The organism is Nonomuraea sp. NPDC049400 (genome assembly GCF_044466425.1).
Taxonomy (GTDB): domain Bacteria; phylum Actinomycetota; class Actinomycetes; order Streptosporangiales; family Streptosporangiaceae; genus Nonomuraea.
This window is the reverse complement of record NZ_JBITMP010000027.1, coordinates 118,260-136,925: the sequence shown is the minus strand read 5'-3', so window position 1 is coordinate 136,925 and position 18,666 is coordinate 118,260. Positions and strand designations below refer to the sequence as shown.

General features: G+C 70.8%; 19 protein-coding genes. 7 read left to right on the top strand and 12 right to left on the bottom strand.

What is annotated here, in order from left to right; genetic code table 11:
* The first annotated feature begins 4 nt into the window (after nt 1-4).
* Entirely contained in the window at nt 5-1,024 is a 1,020-nt protein-coding gene (locus ACIBVN_RS35450) for a TRM11 family SAM-dependent methyltransferase (protein ID WP_397144015.1), read from the top strand.
* Between the two features lie 56 nt (nt 1,025-1,080).
* Here ACIBVN_RS35450 and truB read toward each other — a convergent pair whose 3' ends face one another.
* From truB to rimP, 8 genes are all read right to left on the bottom strand, one after another.
* On the bottom strand, nt 1,081-1,953 hold the full coding sequence (truB, locus tag ACIBVN_RS35445) for a tRNA pseudouridine(55) synthase TruB (RefSeq protein WP_397144013.1): 873 nt from the start codon (nt 1,951-1,953) through the stop codon (nt 1,081-1,083).
* Entirely contained in the window at nt 1,953-2,984 is a 1,032-nt protein-coding gene (locus tag ACIBVN_RS35440; protein WP_397144011.1) for a bifunctional oligoribonuclease/PAP phosphatase NrnA, read from the bottom strand. Before ACIBVN_RS35440 ends, truB begins: the two co-directional genes overlap by 1 nt.
* Nucleotides 2,981-3,421 carry a 30S ribosome-binding factor RbfA gene (gene rbfA, locus ACIBVN_RS35435; protein WP_397144009.1) on the bottom strand — a complete coding sequence of 147 codons (441 nt, stop codon included), beginning with the start codon at nt 3,419-3,421 and terminating at the stop codon, nt 2,981-2,983. Before rbfA ends, ACIBVN_RS35440 begins: the two co-directional genes overlap by 4 nt.
* 39 nt (nt 3,422-3,460) lie before the next feature.
* Complete coding sequence (locus ACIBVN_RS35430) at nt 3,461-3,757, bottom strand: DUF503 domain-containing protein (protein WP_397144007.1); 297 nt, start codon at nt 3,755-3,757, stop codon at nt 3,461-3,463.
* 117 nt (nt 3,758-3,874) lie between these two features.
* Nucleotides 3,875-6,997, bottom strand: coding sequence for a translation initiation factor IF-2 (gene infB / locus ACIBVN_RS35425; protein ID WP_397144005.1), 3,123 nt, complete (start codon nt 6,995-6,997; stop codon nt 3,875-3,877).
* A 112-nt stretch (nt 6,998-7,109) separates the two neighbouring features.
* Nucleotides 7,110-7,421 (bottom strand): YlxR family protein, encoded by a 312-nt coding sequence (locus ACIBVN_RS35420; protein ID WP_397144003.1) that lies wholly within the window; start codon nt 7,419-7,421, stop codon nt 7,110-7,112.
* On the bottom strand, nt 7,405-8,409 hold the full coding sequence (nusA, locus tag ACIBVN_RS35415; protein ID WP_397144001.1) for a transcription termination factor NusA: 1,005 nt from the start codon (nt 8,407-8,409) through the stop codon (nt 7,405-7,407). The genes ACIBVN_RS35420 and nusA overlap by 17 nt, the downstream gene beginning before the upstream one ends.
* A gap of 12 nt (nt 8,410-8,421) precedes the next feature.
* A complete protein-coding gene (rimP, locus tag ACIBVN_RS35410) occupies nt 8,422-8,907 on the bottom strand; it encodes a ribosome maturation factor RimP (RefSeq protein WP_397143999.1) in 486 nt (161 codons plus the stop codon).
* Nucleotides 8,908-9,205: 298 nt separating this feature from the next.
* On the opposite strand from rimP, the gene ACIBVN_RS35405 reads away from it, so the two are divergent.
* The gene (locus ACIBVN_RS35405) at nt 9,206-9,667 is read left to right on the top strand and encodes a hypothetical protein (protein ID WP_397143997.1); all 462 of its coding nucleotides are present in this window, start codon (nt 9,206-9,208) and stop codon (nt 9,665-9,667) included.
* Nucleotides 9,664-10,134, top strand: a complete 471-nt coding sequence (locus tag ACIBVN_RS35400) for a ferritin-like domain-containing protein (protein ID WP_397143995.1) — start codon at nt 9,664-9,666, stop codon at nt 10,132-10,134. Before ACIBVN_RS35405 ends, ACIBVN_RS35400 begins: the two co-directional genes overlap by 4 nt.
* Nucleotides 10,135-10,244: 110 nt before the next feature.
* Here ACIBVN_RS35400 and ACIBVN_RS35395 read toward each other — a convergent pair whose 3' ends face one another.
* The 3 genes from ACIBVN_RS35395 to ACIBVN_RS35385 form a co-directional block, all read right to left on the bottom strand.
* Complete coding sequence (locus ACIBVN_RS35395; RefSeq protein ID WP_397143993.1) at nt 10,245-10,490, bottom strand: ArsR/SmtB family transcription factor; 246 nt, start codon at nt 10,488-10,490, stop codon at nt 10,245-10,247.
* Between the two features lie 60 nt (nt 10,491-10,550).
* On the bottom strand, nt 10,551-12,293 hold the full coding sequence (locus tag ACIBVN_RS35390) for a proline--tRNA ligase (RefSeq protein ID WP_397143991.1): 1,743 nt from the start codon (nt 12,291-12,293) through the stop codon (nt 10,551-10,553).
* Nucleotides 12,294-12,377: 84 nt separating this feature from the next.
* Nucleotides 12,378-13,049, bottom strand: a complete 672-nt coding sequence (locus tag ACIBVN_RS35385) for a hypothetical protein (protein ID WP_397143989.1) — start codon at nt 13,047-13,049, stop codon at nt 12,378-12,380.
* Nucleotides 13,050-13,180: 131 nt separating this feature from the next.
* On the opposite strand from ACIBVN_RS35385, the gene ACIBVN_RS35380 reads away from it, so the two are divergent.
* On the top strand, nt 13,181-14,116 hold the full coding sequence (locus ACIBVN_RS35380; protein ID WP_397143987.1) for an acyl-CoA dehydrogenase family protein: 936 nt from the start codon (nt 13,181-13,183) through the stop codon (nt 14,114-14,116).
* Between the two features lie 144 nt (nt 14,117-14,260).
* On the opposite strand, the gene ACIBVN_RS35375 is transcribed toward ACIBVN_RS35380, so the two are convergent.
* On the bottom strand, nt 14,261-14,743 hold the full coding sequence (locus ACIBVN_RS35375; protein WP_397143985.1) for a hypothetical protein: 483 nt from the start codon (nt 14,741-14,743) through the stop codon (nt 14,261-14,263).
* Between the two features lie 94 nt (nt 14,744-14,837).
* On the opposite strand from ACIBVN_RS35375, the gene ACIBVN_RS35370 reads away from it, so the two are divergent.
* Genes ACIBVN_RS35370 through ACIBVN_RS35360 form a run of 3 tightly spaced genes read left to right on the top strand, consistent with a single transcriptional unit; the run spans nt 14,838 to nt 18,522 of the window.
* Nucleotides 14,838-15,905, top strand: a complete 1,068-nt coding sequence (locus ACIBVN_RS35370; protein ID WP_397143983.1) for an LLM class flavin-dependent oxidoreductase — start codon at nt 14,838-14,840, stop codon at nt 15,903-15,905.
* Nucleotides 15,906-15,930: 25 nt separating this feature from the next.
* Nucleotides 15,931-16,974, top strand: a complete 1,044-nt coding sequence (locus ACIBVN_RS35365; RefSeq protein WP_397143981.1) for a hypothetical protein — start codon at nt 15,931-15,933, stop codon at nt 16,972-16,974.
* Nucleotides 16,975-16,983: 9 nt separating this feature from the next.
* Nucleotides 16,984-18,522: an AMP-binding protein gene (locus ACIBVN_RS35360; RefSeq protein WP_397143979.1), complete on the top strand. Its 1,539-nt coding sequence runs from the start codon at nt 16,984-16,986 to the stop codon at nt 18,520-18,522.
* Nucleotides 18,523-18,666 lie beyond the last annotated feature (144 nt).

Genomic DNA, 18,666 nt, shown 5'->3' with positions numbered 1-18,666 from the left:
CATCATGCCTCGTTACGCGCTTCTGATCCTGCCTGCCTTCAACCGGGTCTACGGGGAGAGCTCCGTCCGGATGACCCGGAGCGAGCTGGCCGTCTTCAGCGAGCACGGGCTCGGCGGCAAGGTGGTGGACAGCGAGGAGACCACCATCGGCGGTGTGCCGTATGTGACGTTCGAGACGTCATCCGACTTGAGGGAGTCGGATATCTCGCTTTTGTCCAATCTTTCCTCGGTTTACGCGATTTTTGGAATGGAAGGGGAGCTGCTCCGGCCGCTCACCATGAAGTCGCTCGACCGCCTGAGCAGCGACCTGATCACCATTCAGAGGTACGCGGGAAAGACCAACGAGCACTTCACCAAGCTGCTGCTCAACGTCACCGCGCTGGCCGGGGACAAGGGCCTCGGCGCGCGGCTGGCGGTGTTCGACCCCATGTGCGGGCGTGGCACGACGCTCAACCAGGCTCTCATGTACGGCTACGACGCCTACGGGCTCGACGTCGACGGCAAGGACTTCGAGGCCTACTCCAGGTTCATCAAGACCTGGCTGCGCAACAAGCGGCTCAAGCACACCGCGGAGACCGTGCCGGTGCGGCGCGAGCGAGCCCTGGTGGGGCGGCGGCTGAACGTGACGTTCGGGCTGTCGAAGGAGGCGCTCAAGAGCGGCGACGCGCAGCACCTGACCGTGGTGAACGCCGACACGCTCAGGAGCAGGGAGTTCTTCAAGCCGCGCTCGTTCGACGTCCTGGTGGCCGACGCGCCCTACGGCGTCCAGCACGGCAGCAAGGGCGGCAGCGGGCTGTCACGCAGCCCCCTGGAGCTGCTGAGGGAGGCCGTCCCCGTCTGGGCCGAGTTGCTTCGCCCCGGCGGCGCGATGGGCATCTCCTGGAACACCTACGGGGGCAAGAGCTCCGAGCTCGCCCAGATCCTCACCGGCGCGGGGCTCGAGGTGATGGACTATCCCGACTTCGAGCACTGGGTGGACCAGGCGATCGTCCGCGACGTCATCGTCGCCCGCAAGCCCGCCTGAGCCGGCCAGGAGCCCGCGTCATCGCAGCGTGGCCCCTGTGAGCGGCGGAGACAGCCCTAGGAGACGAACACGGCGAGGGGCTTGGCCACGCGGCCCTGCTCCTCCACCAGCGCCAGCAGCTCGCCCTCAGGCCCGAACACACCGATCGGCCCCTTCCCCAGCCCGACGGCGCCCAGGCGCCCGCCGTGCCCGATGACGCGTGCCTCCTCGGCGGTCACGTCACGGCGCGGGAACGCCGCCGCCACCGCCTCGCCGATGGGCAGGATCACGCACTCCTCGGCGAGCTGCTCGATGGTCCTGGCCAGCGAGAGGTCGTAAGGGCCCACGCGGGTGCGCCGCAGCCGCGTCAGATGTCCCCCGACCCCGAGTGCCGCCCCGAGATCGCGGGCCAGCGCGCGGATGTAGGTGCCGCTGGAGCAGGTCACGACCGCGTCCACGTCCACGACGTCGTCGTGTGCGCGGATGTCGAGCACCTCGAACGACCGCACGGTGACGGGCCTGGCCTGCAGCTCGACCGCCTCGCCCGCGCGTGCCTTCTTGTAGGCGCGCTGCCCGTTCACCTTGATCGCGCTCACCTGCGGCGGGATCTGCATGATCTCGCCGGTCAGCGCCGCGACGCCCTTGTGGATCTCGGCCGCCGTCACCTCTGACGCCGGCGCCGTGGCGGTGACCTCGCCCTCGGCGTCGTCGGTGTTCGTGCTCACGCCGAGCCGGATCGTGGCCTCGTACACCTTCTCGGTCAGCGTCAGGTGCCCGAGCAGCCTGGTGGCCTTCTCCACGCCGATCACGAGCACGCCCGTGGCCATCGGGTCGAGTGTGCCTGCGTGCCCCACGCGGCGGGTGCCCGCGATGCGCCGCATCTTGGCCACCACGTCGTGGGACGTCCAGTCGCCCGGCTTGTCGACGATGATCAAACCGCTCTCGGCCATCAAACCTTCCCCAGCTCACGCCGGAACGCGGCCATGGTCTTCTCCACACTGTCGTAGGAGGTGTATCCGGCCGCGTTGTGGTGTCCGCCGCCGCCCAGCGCCGCGCACACGGCTCCCACGTCGGCCTTGCCCTTGGACCTGGTCGACACCTGCCAGTGGCCATGGTCGTCCTCCTTGAGCACGACCGCGACCTCGGCCTCGTCGGTACGCCGCACGATGTCGATGATGCCTTCCAGCTCCGCGTACGGCAGCCCCTGAGCCGCCCGATCCACCCGCGTCACGTATGTCCACACCAGCCCGTCCTCCAGCACCGCCCGGTCAAGCGCGGCGGCCAGCACCTTGAGGTAGCCGAACGGCGAGCGGTCCCAAAGCTCGCGGGCGATCTCGTCGGTACGCAGCCCGGTCGCGACGAGCCTGGCCGCCATCTGGTGCACGGCAGGAGTGGTGGACGAGTGCCTGAACGACCCCGTGTCGGTCACCAGCCCCGCGTACAGGCAGGTGGCGATGTCGCGGTCGAGCCGCCCGCCGAGCCGGTAGATGAGCTGCTCGGCCAGCATGGCCGTGGCCGCCGCCGTGGAGTCGATGAGGCTGAGCGTGCCGAACCCCTCGTTCGACGGGTGGTGGTCCACGACGATGACCTCGTGCGCCCTGGCGGTGTTGTCACGCAGCAGCCCGAGGCGCTCGAACGTCGAGACGTCGAAGGCGATCATCAGCCTGGGCGCGGCGGGATAGTCCTCCGGCGGCACCAGCATCTCCTGCCCCGGCAGGAAGCGCAGCAGCCGCGGCACCGCGAAGTGATGGTCGCCGAACGACGCCACGACCCGCTTGCCCATCGACCGCAGCGCGAACCCCATGGCCAGCATCGAGCCGAGCGCGTCGCCGTCCGGTGTGACATGGCAGGCGAGCGCGATCTCCTCGGCCTGGCCGATCAGCCGCACCGCCCGGTCCCACGCGGCCTCGGGGATCGCGGTGACCGTGCGGGTGTTCAGGCGGGGCGGGCGTCCGGCCCTGTCGCGTACGTCGGGCGTCACTCCTGTTCGTCCTCCCCCTCGTCCGGAGTCCGGTAGGGGTCGGCCTCCCCCGCGTAGGCGGCGCCCTCGGCCTGGCGCGCGACCTCGGCGTCCCGCGCCCTGGCGGCGACGATCAGATCGTCGAGGTGGCGCGCGCTGTCAGGCAGCGGGTCGTGCTTGAACGTCAGCGTCGGGGCGAAGCGCACGCCGGTCTGGCGGCCCACCTCGGAGCGGATGATCCCCTTGGCGCTCTCGAGGGCGGCCGCGCTGTCGGCCCGCTCGGCGTCGGAGCCGAACACCGTGTAGAACACCGTCGCCTCGCGCAGGTCAGCCGTGACGCGCGTGTCGGTCACGGTGACGAAGCCCAGGCGCGGGTCCTTGATCCGGCGCTCCAGCATCTCGGCGACGATCTGCTGGATGCGGTCGGCGAGCTTGCGCGCTCGTGCGGCATCCGCCATGTTCGCTCCCCCTCACGCACGACCTGGCCGTGCAGTCATTCAATCTTCGTCGTTGTAGAGCCGGTGCCTGGCGGACAGCAGCTCGATCTCAGGGCGGAAGGCCACCATCCGCTCGCAGGCGTCCAGCAGCTCCTTGCAGTTTCCCGCGGAGGCGGACACCACGGCGATGCCGACCTCGGCCCTGCGGTGCAGGTCGAGATGGCCGGTCTCAGCCACCGCGATGCTGGGGTAACGGCGCTGCAGCTCGGCGATCAGCGGCCGCACGACAGAGCGCTTCTGCTTCAGCGACCTGACGTCGCCGAGCAGGATGTCCAGGGTCAGAGCACCCACATACATCGTTGTCAACCACCGCTTGAGCTGGTGTGAACGCACGACCGGCCTGCTGCGGTGGAGACCAGGCCAGGGCGTGCGAGAAGCGCCCGGCGGATGTCCCGCCGGGCGCCCGGCCGCGCGTCACACGCGCGGCTTCTCCCGCATCTCGAACGTCTCGATCACGTCGTCGATCCGGATGTCGTTGTAACCGACACCGATACCGCACTCGAAGCCCTCGCGGACCTCGGTCGCGTCATCCTTGAAGCGACGCAGGGACGAGACGGTCAGGTTGTCGGCGATGACGACGCCGTCGCGGATCAGCCTGGCCTTGCTGTTGCGGACGATCACGCCGGAGCGGACCAGCGAACCGGAGACGTTGCCGATCTTCGGCACCTTGAAGACCTCGCGGACCTCCGCCGTGCCCAGCTGGACCTCTTCGAACTCGGGCTTGAGCATGCCCTTGAGCGCCGCTTCGATCTCCTCGATCGCCTGGTAGATGACCGAGTAGTAGCGGATGTCGACGCCCTCGCGCTCGGCCAGGTCGCGCGCCCGCGGCTCGGGGCGCACGTTGAAACCGATGATGACCGCGTTGTCGTCGGCGACGGCCAGGTTGACGTCGTACTCGGTGATGGCGCCGACCGCGCGGTGCAGGACACGGAGCCTGACCTCGTCGCCGACGTCGATCTTGAGCAGGGCGTCTTCCAGGGCTTCCACCGAACCGGACACGTCACCCTTGATGATGAGCTTGAGCTCGTCGACGCTGCCCTTCTCGAGGTCCTTGAAGATGTCCTCGAGGCTGCGGCGACGGCTCGACTTCGCCATGTCGGCGCTGCGCTTGCGCGCCGCGCGCTGCTGGGCGATCTGGCGGGCCATCCGGTCGTCGGTGACCACGATGAAGTTGTCACCGGCGCTCGGCACGGCCGTCAGACCCATCACCAGGACCGGACGGGACGGCGTGGCCTCCTCGACCGCGTCGCCGTTGTCGTCGAGCAGCGCCCGGACGCGGCCGAAGGCCTCGCCACAGACGATGCTGTCGCCGACGCGCAGCGTGCCGCGCTGGACCAGGACGGTCGCGACCGGGCCGCGACCGCGGTCGAGGTGCGCCTCGATCGCGATGCCCTGGGCGTCCATCGTCGGGTTGGCCCGCAGGTCGAGCTCGGCGTCCGCGGTCAGCAGGATGGCCTCGAGGAGGCTGTCGATGCCCGTGCCGTTCTTCGCCGAGATGTCGACGAACAGCGTCGAGCCACCGTACTCCTCGGCCACCAGGCCGTACTCGGTGAGCTGGGCACGGACCTTGCTGGGGTCGGCGCCCTCCTTGTCGACCTTGTTGACCGCGACCACGATCGGCACGTCGGCCGCCTGGGCGTGGTTGAGAGCCTCGATCGTCTGCGGCTTCACACCGTCGTCAGCCGCGACCACCAGCACCGCGATGTCGGTGGACTTGGCGCCTCGGGCACGCATGGCGGTGAACGCCTCGTGACCCGGGGTGTCGATGAAGGTGATCTTCCGGTCTTCGCCCTCGTGCTCGGTGGCGACCTGGTAAGCGCCGATGTGCTGGGTGATGCCACCCGCCTCGCGCGCCACCACGTTGGTCTTGCGGATGGCGTCGAGCAGCTTGGTCTTACCGTGGTCGACGTGACCCATGACGGTCACGACCGGCGGACGCGCGGCCAGGTCGGCCTCGTCGCCCTCGTCCTCGCCGAACTCGATGTCGAAGGCCTCGAGAAGCTCGCGGTCCTCCTCCTCCGGGCTGACGACCTGGATGTTGTAGTCCAGCTCGCCGCCGAGGATCTGCAGCGTGTCCTCGCTCACCGACTGCGTCGCGGTCACCATCTCGCCGAGGTGCAGCATGATCTGCACGAGCGAGGCCGGGTTCGCGCCGATGCGGTCGGCGAAGTCGGACAGCGACGCGCCGCGCGGAAGGCGGATCGTCGCGCCGTTGCCACGAGCGACCTGCACGCCGCCGATCGCCGGCGCCGACATGTTGTCGAACTCCTGGCGCCTCTGCCGCTTCGACTTGCGCCCGCGAGCCGGACGGCCGCCGGGACGCCCGAAGGCACCCGCGGTGCCGCCACCACGGCCACGACCGCCGGGGCCGGGACGACCGCCGAAGCCGCCGCCACCGCCGCCGGGACCACCGGTGCCGGTGCGCTGGCCGGTGCCGCCGCCGCCACCGGGACGGCCGGCGAAGCCGCCGCCGCCACCAGGACGACCGCCGCCGCCTCCGGGACGGCCACCGCCGCCACCGGGACGACCGCCACCGCCGCCACCGCCACCCGGACGGCCACCGCCGCCAGGACCGGCAGGACGACCCTGCGGCATCATCATCGGGTTGGGACGCGGACCGCCGGGACGGGGACCACCCGCACCGGGACCGGGACGCGGACCACCGGCACCGGGCGGGCCGGGACGCGGTCCGGGCCTGGGCCCGGCGTCTCCGGTGCCACCACGGCCCTGCGGCGGGCGCGGGATCGCGCCGTCACGGTCACGCGGCGGGCCGTCGCGACGCTCGCGCTGGCCGGGGCCGCCTCCGTCACGCTGGCCACCCGGACGCGGCGGGCGCGACTGGCCCATGCCGCTGGCGGTCGAGGAGAACGGGTTGTTACCGGGACGCGGGCCGCGCGGGCCGGGCTTGGGACCCGGGCCGGGACGCGGGCCGCCACCGGTGTGCGCGCCGGGACGCGGCGCCTGCCGGTCGCCCCGGTCGCCCCGGTCGCCCCGGTCGCCGCCGCCCGAGGGCCCGGGACGAGGCGCGGGACCCGGCTTGGGGCCGGGACGGGCGCCGCCGGGACCGGGACGCGGACCAGGAGTGGGGCGCGCGGGCGCGCCGCTCTCGAATCGTGCTTGCGGAGCCCCGGAAGTCTCGCCGCGAGCAGCCTCAGGCTGCTGCTGCGGCTGCTGGTGGGGCATGGGCACCGGCGGGCGCGGCTGAACGCCGCCCGCGGGGCCGGGACGCGGACCGGGCTTGGGACCCGGACGCGGAGGTGAGGGGACCGGCGCCTGTGCGGTGCCGTTACCGGCCTGGCCTTCCGCCGGCCGGGGAGCAGCCTTCGGCGGCTGCGGCTTGTTGGACGGCTGTCCGCCGCCCCTGGAGGGCCCACCCTTCGATGCGCCCAGAGCTTCGGTGAGCCTGCGGACCACCGGCGCCTCGATGGTCGAGGACGCCGAGCGGACGAACTCTCCCATCTCCTGGAGCTTGGCCATGACGACCTTGCTCTCTACGCCGAACTCCTTAGCGAGCTCGTATACCCGGACCTTCGCCACTGCACTCCCTTACTCGGCCCGGGAGGCTGGCTATGCCGTCCGGACCGTCGCTACCTTGACGTCTTCATCGCCGCGTGCTCATCAGGCGCTCATAGCAATCTGACTCCGCCCATCAACTCGGCGTCCTACATGACATTTCGGTGTCTCCCTCCAGGTGCGCTCGCACGAGCGACACGTCAAGCTGCCCCGCCACGCGGAACGCGCGCGGGAACGCTCGGCGCCGCTCGGCTAGCTCCAGACAGCTCAAGGACGGATGCAGCGATGCACCGCGACCAGGAAGCCGTCCTCGCAGGTCAGGGACCACTTGATCCTCGACCCGCACCAGGCGGAGCAGCTCGGACTTAGCCGTGCGAACCCTGCAGCCCACACAGGTGCGCTGTGGGACCGCTTGGCCACCATATTCCAGCTTACCGTGTTGACGCATCTACGGAACCGGCGGCATCTTCGGCCTGTGTGTCCGGCCGGATGTCGATCCGCCACCCGGTGAGTCTCGCGGCGAGCCGGGCGTTCTGCCCCTCTTTCCCGATGGCCAGCGAGAGCTGGTAGTCGGGCACGGTCACCCGCGCGACGCGCCCCTCGAGATCGAGCACCTCGACATGGGAAACACGGGCCGGCGACAGGGCATTCCCCACGAACTCGCCCGGGTCCTCCGACCAGTCGATGATGTCGATCTTCTCTCCGTGCAGCTCGGTCATCACGTTGCGTACGCGCGAGCCCATCGGCCCGATGCAGGCGCCCTTGGCGTTGACGCCCGGCTTGCGCGACCGCACCGCGATCTTCGTACGGTGGCCCGCCTCACGCGCCACCGCCGCGATCTCCACGGTGCCGTCGGCGATCTCGGGCACCTCCAGCGCGAACAGCTTCTTCACCAGCCCGGGGTGGGTGCGCGACAGGGTGACGGAGGGGCCCTTGTGGCCCTTCTTCACCTGCACGACGTAGGCGCGGATGCGCTCTCCGTGCACGTATTCCTCGCCGGGGACCTGCTCGGCGTGCGGCAGCACCGCCTCGATCTTGCCGAGATCGACCAGCACCACCCGCGGGTCCTTGCCCTGCTGGATGACACCGGAGACCAGCTCGCCCTCGCGGCTGGCGAACTCGCCGAAGTTGATCTCGTCCTCGGCGTCGCGCAGCTGCTGCAGGATGACCTGCTTGGCGGTGGTGGCGGCGATCCTGCTGAAGTTGTTAGGCGTGTCGTCGAACTCCCTGACGACCTCGCCGTCCTCGTCCAGCTCGGCCGCCCAGATCGTGACGTGCCCGCTGCTCCTGTCGAGCTCGGCGCGCGCCTTGGCCGCGGCGCCCTCGGTGCGGAAGTAGGCGATCAGCAGCGCGTCCTCGATCGCCTTGACGACCAGGTCGAAGGAGATGTCCTTTTCTCGCTCCAGGCTGCGCAGGACGCTCATGTCGATGTCCACGACGGCTCCCCCCTAGCCTTCGTCGCCGTCGACGTCGTCGATCCGGCGGAACTCCACCTGTACCCGTCCCCGGGTAAGGTCCTCGTAATCAAGCCTGCGTGCGGTGCCTGCGACATCGATGTCGACACCGGTCTCGTCCGCGGCCAGGATGCGGCCCTCCACCACGGCACCGTCTCTCATCTCCGCCTTCACCAACCGTTTCGCCGCCCGGCGCCAGTGGCGCGGCTCGGTCAGCGGGCGGTCGACGCCCGGCGAGGAGACTTCCAGCGTGTAAGCCGACTGGCCCATCGAGTCGTCGTCGTCGAGGGCCGTGGAGACGGCCTGGCTCACCTCCGCCACGTCGTCAAGGCTCACACCGCCGTCGCGGTCCACGATCACGCGCAGCAACCGTCTCTTGCCCGCCTGGGTGACCGTGACGTCCTCCAGGTCGAGGCCCTCCGCGCTGACCACGGGCTCAAGGAGCTTCATCAGGTGGTCGCGGGGTGATGCGCTGCCCATATCGACCTCCCCTATTGTCATGTCTCAGCCGGGCGGACCTCGCCTCTGGCTCACGCCGTCTGGCCGCTCAGCCAGCGACGACAGTTGACACCCTATCTGTATGAGGGCACGGAAAGAGCGCCACTCGTCGTGGTCGAATGGCGGAGCGTCGCCTGACAGCGATCCCGGGCACTAACCCGTACGATGCTACCGATGAGAAAGCCGCCGAATGGACTGCCTCCGCGGCATCCATGAGGCGCGGGGGTCCATGAGCAGTTTTCTTGTCGGTCTGCTCCACAGTCACTGGAGGTCCTAGCCCGTGCGCCCGCGTCACCTCTCCCGGCGAGTCTTGCTGGCGGGCGGAGCGGCCGCTCTCACCGCCTGCAGCGCGTCCGGCCCGCCGCAGCCCTCCGTGAAGGCCTCCGACTCCCCGGAGACCACCCTGCTGAAGGGCCTGATCGCGGAGAAGGAGCGGACGATCGCGCTCTACTCGTCGCTGATCTCGGGCGGGGCGCAGAAGCTGGTGCCGTTCCGGGACCGCCATCAGGCTCATCTGAACGAGCTGCGCAAATACGTCACCGTGGCCTCGTCGCCGTCCGTCACCGCTTCGACCGCCGCCACTCCCAAGCCGTCGCTGTCGCGGCTGCGTGACCTGGAGCGCAAGGCCGCGGCCCTGCGGGTCCGGCAGCTCGCCGGCGTCTCGCCCGGAGTGGCACAGCTGATCGCCAGCATCGGGGCCTGCGAGGCCGCCCACGCCGTCGCCCTGCCGAGGTCGCTGTGAGCCCCGACGACGTCGAGAAACTACGCAAGGCGCTGGCGGCCGAGCACGCGGTGCTGTTCGCGTACGGGCTGCTGGGCGCGCGCACGTCGGGGTCGCTGCGCGAGCGGGTGAGCGCGGCCTTCGACGCGCACCGGGCGCGCCGCGACCAGCTGCGCTCGTTCATCACGGCGCGAGGTGGCCGGCCGGCCGAGCCCGACGCGTCCTACGCGCTGCCGTTCTTCCCGTCCGACCAGGCGCTCGCCGTCAAGCTGGCGGTGCACCTGGAGAGCGGCGTCACGGCCGCCTATCTCGAGCTGGCCGCCGCGCAGGACGTCACGCTGCGGCGCTATGCCGCGCTGGCCATGCAGGAGGCCGTGACCCGCTCGTACGCCTTCCGCCCCGCCCAGCCCGCGGCCTTCCCCGGCATGCCGGCGGCGGCCACCCCGCCGCCGTCGCCCTCCCCCTCGGCGACATCGGACGGCGGATAGGCCATCCTGCCCGAGTCCCTCACCACACTCCGCGCGGCGTCACTTTGGAGGTGGGAGAGACGTCGGGGTGCGGCGGCACCGGGACGGCACGAGCCGGGAGCCGGGGCTCTTCACCGGTAGAGGACGGAGAGCAGGTCGGGGCCGAGCCGCTCGATGGCGGCGGCGGCGAGCTGGTAGTAGACGACCGAGCCGCGCCTGTGGGTGTGCACGAGCTGAGCCTCTCTGAGCCTGCGCAGGTGCCGGGAGACCTGGGTCTTCGTCACCCGGCCGGTCTCGCTGGCGATCCTCCTCATCGCGGCCGCCTGCCTGATCGGCGCCGCGGTGCTGCGCCGCCGCACCAAGGTCGCGCTCCCCACGGCCTGACCGCACGCCACCGGGCCCTCAGCGGCCCGGTGGCGTGCAGCGTGGGACGGCCGTCAGGCGATGGCGGCCAGGACGCGGTCGGCGGCCTCGGCGAGCGGGATCTCCGACTTCTCACCGGAAACCCGGTCCCGAAGCTCCACGACCCCCTGAGACAGCCCGCGCCCGACCACCACGATCGTGGGCACGCCCAGCAGCTCGGCGTCCTTGAACTTCACCCCGGGAGAGACCGAGGCCCGGTCGTCCACCAGCACCCGCACTCCGCGGGACTCGAGCTCGGCCCCCAGCTCCAGGGCCGCCTCCACCTGGTTTTCCTTGCCGGTCCCGACGATGTGCACGTCGGCGGGCGCGACCTCGCGCGGCCACACCAGCCCGAGCGAGTCGTGGGCCTGCTCGGCGATGACGGCCACGGCGCGGGAGACGCCGATGCCGTAGGAGCCCATGGTGATCCGGATCGGCTTGCCGTCGGGGCCCAGGGCGTCGAGGCCGGCGGCGTCGGCGTATTTGCGGCCGAGCTGGAAGATGTGGCCGATCTCGATACCGCGGTCGATGGAGAGCTCGGAGCCGCAGCGCGGGCAGGGGTCGCCGGCGCGCACCTCGGCGGCCTCGATCGTGCCGTCGGGGGTGAAGTCGCGCCCCGCCACCACGTTGGCGGCGTGCTTGCCGGGCTCGTTGGCCCCGGTCACCCAGGAGGTGCCGGTGACCACCCGGGGGTCGACGAGGTAGCGGATGCCGAGCTCGCGCAGGACCTGCGGCCCGATGTAGCCGCGGACGAGGCCGGGGTGCTTGGCGAAGTCGGCCGCCTCGAAGATGGCGGGCTCGCCGGGCGTCAGCGCGGCCTCCAGGCGCTTGAAGTCGACCTCGCGGTCGCCCGGCACGCCGATGATCAGGGTCTCGACCTTGTCGGAGCCCGGCGTGGAGATCTTGACGACGACGTTCTTGAGCGTGTCGGCGGCGGTGACGGACAGGCCGTGGTGCTCGTTGACGTACGACACCAGCGTCTCGATGGTCGGGGTGTCGGGCGTGTCCATGACCCGCAGCGGCGCCACGTCGTCGAACGAGCGGGCGGCGGGCGCGGGCGTGACGACGGCCTCGGCGTTGGCCGCGTAGCCGCACGAGTGGCAGGCCACGAACGTGTCCTCACCGGTGGGCGTGGGCGCCAGGAACTCCTCCGACGCCGACCCGCCCATCGCGCCCGACTGAGCGAACACGATCTTGTAGTGGATGCCGAGCCGGTCGAAGGTGCGGATGTACGTCTCGCGGTGCTGCTCGTAGGAGTGCTTGAGCCCGTCGTCGTCGAGGTCGAACGAGTAGGAGTCCTTCATGAGGAACTCGCGCCCGCGCAGGATCCCCGCCCGGGGCCGGGCCTCGTCGCGGTATTTCGTCTGGATCTGGTAGAGGGTGACCGGATAGTCCTTGTACGAGGAGTATTCGCCCTTGACCATGTCGGTGAAGAGCTCCTCGTGCGTGGGACCGAGGAGGTAGTCGGCGCCCTTGCGGTCCTGGAGCCGGAAGAGCGTGTCGCCGTACTCGGTCCAGCGGCCGGTGGCCTCGTAGTATTCGCGGGGCAGCAGGGCGGGGAAGAGCACTTCCTGACCGCCCATCCGGTTCATCTCCTCGCGGACGATCCTGGCGACGTTTTCCAGCACCATCTTGCCGAGGGGCAGCCAGGAGTAGATGCCGGGCGCCACGCGGCGGACGTAGCCGGCGCGGACCAGGAGCTTGTGGCTCGGCACTTCCGCGTCTGCCGGGTCGTCCCGCAGGGTGCGAAGAAACAACGACGACATGCGCAGCAACACGGCTACTCCTTGCTCGAACCTGGATGTGAAGGATTACAGGCTATCGAGTCGGAGCAGCTCAGCGCTCGCTCTTATCCACAGGGCTCAGACCGTCAGGGGGATCCAGCCGGACACGATGGCGGCCAGGCAGGCCGTGAACAGCCCGGCGAACATCGCCGACAAGGCCACCGCGCATATCCGGCCACGCGCCTTTCTGCGCAGCAGGAACACCAGCGCGACCGACAGCAACCCGACCACGACCGCGGGACCGGGCCAGAACGACCGCTCGTTGTCGATGAACCCCGGAGTCACCCGGTCCACCACGTCCACGGTCAGCACCACGCCGATCGTGCCCGCCGCGAGGTCGCCCCAGACGTCGTCCCTGCGGGTGGCGTACGCCAGCAGGCCCAGGCCGACGAGCAGGACGATCGTCCAGTTGAGCCCGGCGGCGCTGCCGCCGATGACGTCGAAGGCCAGGTCGCCGCTGAGCGCGCTCGCGCCCATGGCCGCGACCAGCGTGGACGCGGTCGCCAGGAACGTCGTCAGCAACGCCCAGCCGAACCCGGACGCCGTCGCGCCCACGGCCAGCGCCAGGACGAGGTAGACGTAGGGGTCGTAGATCTGGCCGATCCATCCGGGCCCCTTGCCGGCGAGGAGCATGCCGGTCAGCCCGACGGCGATTCCCCCGAGGAAGGCCGCCAGAAGATGGCGCTCGATGCAGAGCTGCCGCCGGTCGTACTCGGCGAGGTCGGCATAGTCGATGCTGGTGTCGTTCATCTCTTTTCCCTGGTCAACCGTGCCATGGTTACTCCTTGGGTTGACCACTGTCAGATTATGTGTCCGTACAGAAAAGGCAAATTTCGGTCACCTCATACCAAAACGAGCAATCGCTTGGTTAAATGGCCGTCATGGCACTCCCCGATGAGCTGGGCGCCGTCGTCCGCGACTACCTCGCCGACCGGCCGGGCGCGCCGTGGCGGCTGTTCGCGCGCGACGTGGGGATCGCGGGGCTCCTCGTGCCGGAGGAGCACGGCGGGACGGGATGCGGGCCGGCCGAATTGGCCGCGGTGGCCGAGGAGCTGGGCCGGGCCCTGTCGCCCCATCCGTTCCTGCAGACGGCGGTGATGGCGGTCGAGGCGCTCAAATCGTGCGGGGCCTCCCACTTGCTCCCGGCCCTCGCCGACGGCTCGACGACGGCGACGGTGGTCCTGCCCGGCGACGGGGCTCTCCGGCTGGAGTCGGGCCTGCTCACGGGCGTCGTCCCGTACGCGCCGGCGGGCGAGCTGGTGCTGCTCTACGTGGACGGGCTGCTGGTGGAGGCCGTGCCGGCGCGGCGCAGGACGTACCGGACCATGGACGAGAGCCGGCCGCTGCAGGAGCTCTCCTTCCAGAGCACCCCGGTACGGCGGCTCGGCGACGGCACGTCGTGGGCCCGCGTGCGCGACCTCGGGATCGCCGCGCTGGCGGCGGAGCAGGTGGGCGGGGCGCAGCGGTGCCTGGAGATGGCGGTGGGGCACGCCGGGCGGCGGCGGCAGTTCGGGCGGCCGATCGGGTCGTTCCAGGCGATCAAGCACAAGCTCGCCGACCTGCTCCTGCTGGTGGAGTCGGCCAGGTCGGCGGCGGGGGCGGCGGCCCGCGACGAGGTGTTCGCGGCGATCGCCGGGTCGTACTGCACGGAGGCGTATCTGTCGGCGGCGGGCGAGAACATCCAGGTGCACGGCGGGATCGGCATCACGTGGGAGCATCCCGCGCACCGCTACCTCAAACGTGCCACCTCGGACGCGCAGCTGTTCGGCCCGCCGCAGGCCCACCGCGCCCGCCTGACGGCCCACGTTCTCGGCTAGAGCCCGCTCCGGCCCGCCGACCTGCACGCTTCCGTCCCGCCGCACTTCGGCTGAGGTCCCTTGGGCGGAGGGGGATGGCGTGCTTCGGCGGAGGCCGCTCGGGAAGAGGTGGATGCCGTGCTTCGGCGGAGGTCCCACGGGGAGCTAGCCGCCGAGCAGTTCCTCCCATGGGTGGCGGGTGTTGGTGCGGCGGGTGGTGTCGAGCGCCTCGGCCAGGCGCCAGAACCCCGGGCGCGCCCGTACGGTGGCCCGCCCCATCGGGTCGATCGCGCGCAGCTCGAACCGCACGCCCATCACGTCGAGCACGGCCGAGCCGCCGCTCCCCGGCCCGGCCTCGGTGACGAGCGGGCCGTCGTAGCCGGGGTCGCGCACCTGCTCGGTGAGCAGCGCGGCCACCTCGGACGCGTACGGGCCGTCGCGCCACTCGATGTGCCAGCTGTGGTCGGACCCGCGCCACCAGGTCAGATCGCGGCACGACTCGATGAAGTCGGCCTCACTGGCCAGCGCGGCCATCACCCGGCCGAACGCCTCATACCTGCGGGCGCTGGTGAGCGAGAAGTCATCGTCGGCGTCGGATAGCGGCCCGTCCTTCGGCCGCCGCAGCGCATGCTTTCGCTTCACAGGCATCCACTCTGATCGGGTCCGCGCCCTTCCCGCAAGTGTTCGCTGCTGGTACGCTCTACCAAGCGAGCGCTTGGTTCACTACTTCGCCGGAGGCGCGATGACGTCCCTACGGATCAGCCTGGGATATGAGCTGGAGGTCCGCGGTCGTACCCGTGAAGTGGAGCAGCAGGCGTTCAGGAACGTGATCGACCAGGTCGCGCTGGGCGATCGGCTGGGCTTCGACACGGCCTGGTTCGTGGAGCACCACTTCACCAGGGGTTTCTCCCACTCCTCCGCGCCCGACCTGGTCCTGGCCGCCATCTCGCAGCGCACCGAGCACATCCACCTGGGGCTCGGCGTGGTGCTGCTGCCGTTCCAGTCGCCCATCCGGACGGCCGAGCGCGTCGCCACACTGGACGTGCTGAGCGGCGGGCGGGTGGAGTTCGGCACGGGGCGAGGGGCCTCCCCTCTGGAGTACCAGGCGTTCCAGCGGCCGTTCGAGAAGTCGCGGCAGATCTGGGAGGACTCGCTGGAGGCGACGCTGGCCATCTGGCAGGCCGACGGCGAGCCGGTCAGCCGGTCGAACGAGTTCTTCGAGATCCCCGACGTGGCCGTCTACCCGCGCCCGGCCCAGCGGCCGCATCCCCCGGTGTGGGTGGCGTCGACCTCCTTGGAGGGATACCTGGCGGCGGCCAGGCACGGGTACAACCTGCTCGGCATGACGATGCTCAAGGGCATCGACGACGTGGCCTCCGACATCACGAAATATCGGGAATGTCTGGCGGAGCACGGCTTCGACCCGGCGAGCCGGCGCGTCGCGCTGATGATCCCCTGGTTCGTCGCCCCCACCCGGGACGAGGCGAACGCCGCGGCCGCCGACGCCGTCCTGTGGTACATCCGCCGCCAGGTCAACCTGGTCACCCCGCCCGACTACTACGACGCCCGCCACGCCACGCACCGGGTGCTGGGGCAGCTCGCGGCGGGGCTGCCGCCCGAGGAGTCCATGGCCACGCTGCGCGAGAACCTGATGGTGGTGGTGGACGACGTGGAGGGCTCGCGCAAGGCCCTGGCCAGGATCGCCGAGGCCGGCGCGACGGACCTCATCATCCAGGCGCAGGTCGGCGGGCTGGCGCACGACCGGGTGTGCGACTCGATGACGCTGTTCATGACCGAGGTGATGCGTTGATGGCCCTGACGGAAGTGGTGGTCCGATGACCCTCTGGCTCACGCGTGACGATCTCGGGGCCGCCGCGCACGCCGCCACGGGGCTCCTGCTCGTTTCTCCCGACGTGTCGAGCGCCGTGCCGCTGGCCCCGCAGGACCACGGCCTGACCGCGCAGGCGTTGCGCGAGGCGGGCGTCGGCGAGCGCGACCGCGTCGTGGTGGCCCTCGCCGAGCCCGCGGGCGCGCTCTGGACGGCCGCCGCCGCCGACGTGGCCGGCGCCGCGGCCGACGTGGGACCGCGCGGCAGGATGCGCCTGCACCACGCGCTGACCGCGCTGAAGGCGACCACCCTGGTCATCACCCCCACGGGCGCGATGGACCTCCTGGCCCGGCTGCACCTGGAGTTCCTCCTGGACCCGCTGGATCTCGGGCTCAGGAACATCGTCCTGACCGGGGAGATCGCCTCCAAGAGGACGATTAGCCACCTGGCGGGCGAGTTCGAGTCCAGGGTGACGGAGGTGTTCGCCAACCCGTACACCGGCGGCGGCCTGGCATGGCGGGCCTCGGAAGGGGATCCGCTCACGCCGCTCGCTGACGGCGTGCTGGGCCTGGCGTCGCTGACCAAGGACGACGCCCCCGACGCCGCCGCCGGGCTCGCCGAGCTGATCGTCACCCCGCCGCCCGGCGACGCCGTGCTCAGGACCGGCCTGGTCGCCCGGCTTGGCGGTTCCCACGGCGCATTTCCCGCGCCCGCTCACACTGTGGGCGACCACGTGCTGGTCAGAGGCGTGTGGCTGGCGCTGCCGCGCATCGAGAAGGCGCTGTCGAAGATCGACGGCGTGGCCGGCTGGGACCTCGCGATCAGCCGGCAGGGGACGCTGGACGCGGCGGTGCTCACGGTCACGTTCAGCCGGACGAGCCTGGTGCAGAATCCCATGTGGAAGTCGAGGATCCGGCAGGCCGTCCAGGCGCTGACCCCCATATCGATCAACGTGGAGATCGCCCAGGACGTCTCCGAGACCCCCGCGCCGGGCACCGTGACCGACCTGCGCGGCCACCACCTCGGAAGGGATCGCGCTCTCATCACCTAGGGGCAACCGATGGCACCGATGCCGGACTGGGGAACGCTCCCCCGCATGCTGCGCGACCAGGCAGCAAACCACCCCGAGGCCACCGTGGTCGCCGACGGCGGCACGCGGATGACATTGTCCGAGCTGAGGGCCGGGGCCACCAAGATCGCCCGCGGCCTGATCGCCCTCGGCGTCGCTCCAGGGGACCGGGTGGCGTTATGGGGGCTGAACTCGGCGTTCTGGGTGCGGCACGCGTTCGGGATCTGGGACGCGGGCGCGGTCATCGTGCCGCTCTCGTCCCGCTACAAGGGCATCGAGGCCGCCCAGCTGATCGAGAAGACCGGCGCGAAGGTGCTGATCACCGGCGCGGGCCCGTCCGCGACCCCGCTCGCCGACCTCCTGCCGCCGCTCCCCGGCCTGCAACACCCCTCGGACCTGCGCGCGCTGGCCGCGCGGGTCACCGCCCGGGAGGCCGAGGAACGGGCGCTCGCCATCGGCCCGGACGACCTGTGCGAGATCATGTCCACGTCGGGCACCACCGGCGTGCCCAAGGGCGTCATGCTCGACCACGCCCAGATCCTGCGCGGCTACTGGGACTGGTCCGAGATCGTCACCCTGGACGAGCGCGACCGCTATCCGATCATCGCGCCGTTCAGCCACGGCTTCGGGCTGAACGCCGGGCTCATCGCCTGCGTCCTGCGCCGGGCCACGATGGTGCCGATCCCCGTCTTCACCCCTGACGCGCTGATGTCACTGATCTCGGCCGAACGGATCACCGTACTGGCCGGTCCGCCGACCCTCTTCCACCGGATCCTGGACGAGCTCGACCGCGGCTCCTGGGACGTGTCGTCGCTGCGCGTGGCCATCTGCGGGGCCGCCGCCGTGCCGCCCAGCCTGATCACGCGGCTGGTGGAGCGGGTGGGGCTGGAGCGGATGATCAACGCGTACGGGCTGATGGAGGGCACGGTCGTCTCCATGACCAGGGCCGGGGACCCGATCGACGTGATCGCCGGCACCACGGGGCGGCCCGTGCCGGGGATCGAGGTCAGGATCGTGGACGACGACGGGAAGGAGGTCGCCGCCGGGGAACGCGGGGAGATCCTGCAGCGGGGCTACGGGGTGATGCGGGGCTACTGGGGCGAGCCCGCCAGGACCGCCGAGGCCGTCGACCGGGACGGGTGGCTGCACACAGGGGACGTCGGGGTGCTGGATCCGTCGGGGAACCTCGCCATCGTGGACCGCAAGAAGGAGCTCTACATCGTCAACGGGTTCAACGTGTCACCGGCCGAGGTGGAGTCGCTGCTGCTGCGCGAGGGGTCGCTGGCGCAGGCGGCCGTCGTGGGCGTGCCGGACGCCGCCAGTGGCGAGGCCGGCCTTGCGTACGTCGTGCCTCGGCCGGGCTGCTCCGCCGATCCTGAGTCGCTGCTCGCCTGGGCCCGGGCGAACATGTCCAACTACAAGGTGCCCAAGCGGGTGGTCGTGGTGGGCTCCCTTCCCACGAACGTGAACGGGAAAGTGGACAAACTGGCGCTCCGCGCGTCGGCCGACGCCCTGTTGAGTGAGGGCTGAGGTCTCTCCGGAGGCGGCCGGGTCGGAGTAGGGTCGAACTAGCGCCATATGCCCCGGGAGCCGCAATGTTGTGCCTGTTCGCCGGTACATCCAGGACGCGTACTGCCGGACGAGGACCAAGGTGGGTGTTCCTCCGCTCCACGG